The sequence below is a fragment of the Roseburia sp. 1XD42-69 genome (assembly GCF_003612565.1).
Lineage (GTDB): Bacteria > Bacillota > Clostridia > Lachnospirales > Lachnospiraceae > Roseburia_B.
This window is the reverse complement of record NZ_RAZG01000133.1, coordinates 1-4,751: the sequence shown is the minus strand read 5'-3', so window position 1 is coordinate 4,751 and position 4,751 is coordinate 1. Positions and strand designations below refer to the sequence as shown.

At 42.8% G+C, this 4,751-nt stretch carries 6 protein-coding genes; 5 read left to right on the top strand and 1 reads right to left on the bottom strand.

Annotated elements, in window-relative coordinates:
- Nucleotides 1–218: IS110 family transposase (locus tag D7Y06_RS23930; RefSeq protein ID WP_147415769.1), on the bottom strand; the 218-nt coding region annotated here is incomplete at its 3' end.
- Between the two features lie 300 nt (nucleotides 219–518).
- Here D7Y06_RS23930 and D7Y06_RS23925 point away from each other — a divergent pair.
- The 5 genes from D7Y06_RS23925 to D7Y06_RS23905 form a co-directional block, all read left to right on the top strand.
- Nucleotides 519–1,469, top strand: coding sequence for a GNAT family N-acetyltransferase (locus D7Y06_RS23925; RefSeq protein WP_243119495.1), 951 nt, complete (start codon nucleotides 519–521; stop codon nucleotides 1,467–1,469).
- The gene (locus D7Y06_RS23920) at nucleotides 1,462–2,802 is read left to right on the top strand and encodes an MATE family efflux transporter (RefSeq protein ID WP_120410007.1); all 1,341 of its coding nucleotides are present in this window, start codon (nucleotides 1,462–1,464) and stop codon (nucleotides 2,800–2,802) included. The genes D7Y06_RS23925 and D7Y06_RS23920 overlap by 8 nt, the downstream gene beginning before the upstream one ends.
- Before the next feature lie 19 nt (nucleotides 2,803–2,821).
- Complete coding sequence (locus D7Y06_RS23915) at nucleotides 2,822–3,004, top strand: cysteine-rich KTR domain-containing protein (RefSeq protein WP_044984935.1); 183 nt, start codon at nucleotides 2,822–2,824, stop codon at nucleotides 3,002–3,004.
- A 9-nt stretch (nucleotides 3,005–3,013) separates the two neighbouring features.
- Nucleotides 3,014–3,508 carry a GNAT family N-acetyltransferase gene (locus D7Y06_RS23910; protein ID WP_120410006.1) on the top strand — a complete coding sequence of 165 codons (495 nt, stop codon included), beginning with the start codon at nucleotides 3,014–3,016 and terminating at the stop codon, nucleotides 3,506–3,508.
- A 596-nt stretch (nucleotides 3,509–4,104) separates the two neighbouring features.
- Nucleotides 4,105–4,751 (top strand): ATP-binding cassette domain-containing protein (locus D7Y06_RS23905; protein ID WP_147415768.1); only part of this gene is annotated, 647 nt, incomplete at its 3' end.

Genomic DNA, 4,751 nt, shown 5'->3' with positions numbered 1-4,751 from the left:
GAGAGTTCACGGACAAGGGGTTCGTAATAACGGCCTGTGTGTTCCATGACAATACGGGATTCACCATCAATGGATTGGATCTGCTTAATAAGAGAGCGAATTCCGCTGACTGTGTGTTTGACTTCAAATGGTTTTGAAACGATTTCGCCGTAAGGGCGAAGGATAGCTACCATACTTTTACCTTTGGAAACATCAATACCTACTGCGTTCATACTCATAAAAATGCCACTCCTTAAGATTGCTTGATTGCAATGGTTCAGTACCAGTTTTACTCATTGCCTATTCAATCTACTGTGGTGTGACACGAACGTACCAAAGGCAGTTCAACCTGCATAAAACGAACACTGCAAATGAGGAGCTGGTTATCAGTCTCGGTTACGGACGCAAAGTCCAAGAAAGGAAGCCGATATACCGATTGCTCCATCATTATACAGCTTAAGCAACAAGATGGATAATTCCTTATTGGCTGTAAGGGATATTAACCATAACTATATTGTAGTAGGAAAGGAGGTCGCAAAATGCAAGGTCAGACAGTACGCATTGTTTCACAGGCTATCCGCTATATCGAAGAACATCTGCATGAAAAGATGGATTTAGATATGGTGGCATCGGCGCTGCACTATTCCAAATACCACCTGCATCGGATTTTTACAAAGGCCGTCGGCTTGACTATCCACGACTACGCAAAACGGCGGCAGCTTACAGAAGCGGCAAAACTTCTGGTGTTTTCTGCAAAACCGATTATCGAGATTGCCCTTATGAGCGGGTATGAAAGCCAGCAGGCATTTACAGATATTTTTAAGGCGATGTATAAGGCTTCCCCTGCGGAATTTCGGGAAACGGAAAATTTTTACCCGTTACAGTTTGAAATCTATCTGAAGGAGGAGCTTGTAAAAATGGATTTGACAAAAGACAATATAAAATTTGCCACGCCCGAAGATGCGGATGACTGGATGGAACTGGTAAGCCTCACGGTTGACGGCTACCCATGTCTGGATAAGAAAGATTACGCTGCAAACCTGCATCAGTATATTGCGGATAAAAAGGCTCTGATATTGCGGGATGGCGATATGGCTATTGGCGTGATGGGTTTTTCGCCCGACACAGGCAGCATAGACTTTCTGGCTGTCCATCCGCAGTATCGGCATCTCGGCATTACAAAGCTGTTCCTTGATAAGCTGGCAGACGAGTTGCTTTATGGGAAAGAGATTACGTTGACGACATACCGTGCAGGCGATAAGGCAGATACGGGCTGGCGGGAAGAATACCGCCGTCTTGGATTTGCAGAACGGGAACTGCTTGTGGAATATGGCTACCCGACGCAGCGTTTCGTGCTTCCACCGAAAAACAAGGAGGAAACCCCCTTCGGGGATACCTTTATGCCATTCGGCAATAAGGGGGAAATACCACAAGGGTATACCTCTATGCCCGAAAACACGGGCAGGAAAGGGGAAACAAGGAATGACTGAAACACAGAAAAACCCGTTGGCAGAGAGCTTTAACGCCTTATCCCTTATCCGATTTGCTTTCCCAAGCATGGTAATGATGCTGTTTATGGGATTATACACCATTGTAGACACGATTTTCGTAGCAAGGTTTGTAGACACGAATGCCCTGTCGTCCATCAATATCGTCTGCCCCGTCATCAATCTGATTGTCGGTCTGGGGACGATGCTTGCGACAGGAGGAAGTGCGGTTGTTGCGAAGAAAATGGGGAATGGAAACACAGAGGAAGCCAGAAGCAATTTTACTTTGATTGTCGTGGCAGGGGCGGTTATCGGTCTGCTGATTACAGCGGCAGGTCTTTTCTTTTTGGATGAAATCATCTGGGGTTTGGGTGCAAGTAAAGTATTGTTCCCATATTGCAGGGATTATCTGACGGTACAGCTTATTTTCGCCGCCTTTAACATGATGCAGGTGCTGTATCAGAATCTGTTTGTGACGGCGGGGAAACCGACATTAGGCTTAGTGCTTGCTGTTCTGGCGGGGATTGCCAACATTGTTTTTGATTATGTTTTTATTGTTTTGCTGCAAATGGGAATCAAAGGGGCTGCTATTGGGACAGGCATCGGATATATGATACCGTCAATCATCGGTACAATATTTTTTCTGATGAAAAGAAGTGAATTGCATTTTTGCAAGCCTAACATGGACGCATCTGTTCTGTTGAAAAGCTGTTCCAATGGTGCGTCGGAAATGGTAAGCCAGTGTTCGACTGCTGTAACTACATTTTTGTTTAATGTAACAATGATGAAATTGTTGGGCGAGGATGGTGTAGCCGCGATTACGGTACTCATCTATTCGCAGTTCCTTTTAACAACGCTTTATATTGGCTTCTCTATGGGAACAGCCCCCGTCGTAAGCTATAACTATGGGAGCGGGAATGTAAAACAGCTAAAAAAGACCGTCCGTATTTGTTTCTGCTTTATAGCGGGGATTTCCATATTTGTATTTTTATTTTCCCTGTTTGGCGGAGAAAGCATTGCAAAGGTATTTGCGGAGGATAATAGGAATGTTTTTGAGATTACAAAGAATGGATTTGTCATTTTTTCATTCAGCTTTCTGACCTCTGGATGCAATATTTTTTCATCCGCATTATTTACGGCGTTATCGAATGGAAAGGCATCGGCAACCATATCTTTCCTGAGGACATTTGGATTTATTACGGTGACCCTTTTGGTATTGCCGAGATTTTTAGAGGTAACGGGCGTATGGCTTGCAGTACCGTTTGCGGAGCTTTTCACGCTTATGCTGACGGTATATCTGCTATGCAGGCATCGGAAACAGTACCATTATTTTTGAAAGAAAGGCAGGCAAGAAATTGAAACAGACAGAATGGATATTATGCCCTGTCTGCGGGAGCAAGACCCGCAGCAGAATAAGGGAGGATACTATTCTGATAAATTATCCTCTCTACTGCCCGAAATGCAGGCAGGAAAGATTGATAGAAGTGAAAAATCTGCATGTGACAGTGGTTGGGAATGAATGGAAAAACGATATTTAGGAGAAAGAAATGATACGACCATTAGAGGAAAAGGACATTGATACGATATGCGGCATTGTAAATGAGAACTGGAAAAATGTTTATTCTGGATATGTCAATCCGCTGCTGTTAAATTCAGATGGATGTGCAGCAAGGACACGCCGATTAAAGACAGATTTTGCCGCCCGCAGACTGTCAGAGTATGTGTGGGAGGAAGAAAAGCGAGTGTTGGCAATGTTGTCTTTTGGAGATACGGCAGATGCGGATATGGCAGGGGCATTTGAAATCTGGCGTATTTATGTTGCTTCCCAATTTCAAGGGAAAGGAATTGGGAAAATGCTGATGGATTTTGCCGAGCAAAAGGCGGAGGAACAAGGGTATAAAGAAATTGTGATATGGGCGTTTAAAAATAACCATCATGCGGTTTCCTTTTATAAAAAAAGAGGATACAGCATCGACAAAGAAGAATATTTAAGTGAGCCGTATTTTTCAATGGGAATACGGTTAAAGAAGAATATAGGATAGAGCCAGACACATAGATGCAGAGCCAATGAACGTGTGGGAAACCATAGTTTGTTGGCTCTGTTTTTATACAAGCGTAACATCTAATTAAATTATGCAATACCTCTTATATAAGATATACAATTTCCTATTATGAGAGATAAAAACTGAAAATTTCATAAAAATAGGATTTGACAAACTGCTGGTTTTCATGCTAAAATTATTTGCACTAATTTTAAAGGAGAACAGTTTCATGAGCTTTTACATCACAAACGAACTTCCGCCTAAAAAGAAAATCAGCTCTGTACAATCAAATCCGATGAAACATTGTACAGAGTATAGCGTAATATAACACGTTAGGATTTCATCGGGAAATACAGCAGTACATGAGAGGGATTTTATATCTTTTTCATATATTGTTTCTTTTCTCGTACAAATTTGTGTGCAGCAGGCTATGGACAGTGTTTTGTCCGTAGCCTTTTGTTGTATATGGACTGTTTCCTAAAAGCGGTTTGTGATGGAACGGATATAGCAGAAGGCATGATACCAAGAGTATCTGGCTTCTGCTATTTTTTTGCCCATTTTGGAAAATCAGACAGGAAAAAGAGAGGACAATGATTATGAGTTTATTAGAAGTTACGGGATTAACACATTCTTTTGGAGAAAATTATCTGTTTAAAAACGCAGATTTTACATTGAACAAAGGGGAGCATATCGGAATTGTCGGTCAGAACGGGGCGGGAAAAAGCACATTCATAAAGATTTGCACAGAGCAGCTTATCCCCGACTCTGGCAGGATAGTATGGCAGCCGAACACAAAAATAGGGTATCTCGACCAATACGCCCAAATTGAAAAAAGCGTGGCAATGAGGGAGTTCCTACAATCCGCATTTTCTGGGCTGTATGAGATAGAAAACAGGATGAATGAGTTGTACTGCCAGTCTGCGGATGGGGATATGGCGAAGCTAAGCACGGCGGCAAGGTATCAGGAAGAATTGGAGCGTAAGGAGTTTTATTTGATTGACACAAAGATAGAACAGGTGGCAACAGGTCTGGGCTTGACGGTAGTCGGGTTAGATAGACCGATTGAGCAGATGAGCGGCGGGCAGAGGGCAAAGGTCATACTGGCAAAATTACTGCTTGAGAAGCCAGATATTTTGCTTTTGGACGAGCCGACAAACTTCTTGGACAAGGAACATGTTACATGGCTTGCCGAATATCTTTCCAGCCTGCCAAACGCTTTTCTGGTAGTATCGCATGACTATGA

What these genes read in the sequence shown, in the direction of transcription:
- D7Y06_RS23910 (WP_120410006.1), top strand. Translation starts at nt 3,014, where the DNA reads ATGATACGACCATTAGAGGAAAAGGACATTGATACGATATGCGGCATT.
- D7Y06_RS23925 (WP_243119495.1), top strand. Translation starts at nt 519, where the DNA reads ATGCAAGGTCAGACAGTACGCATTGTTTCACAGGCTATCCGCTATATC.
- D7Y06_RS23920 (WP_120410007.1), top strand. Translation starts at nt 1,462, where the DNA reads ATGACTGAAACACAGAAAAACCCGTTGGCAGAGAGCTTTAACGCCTTA.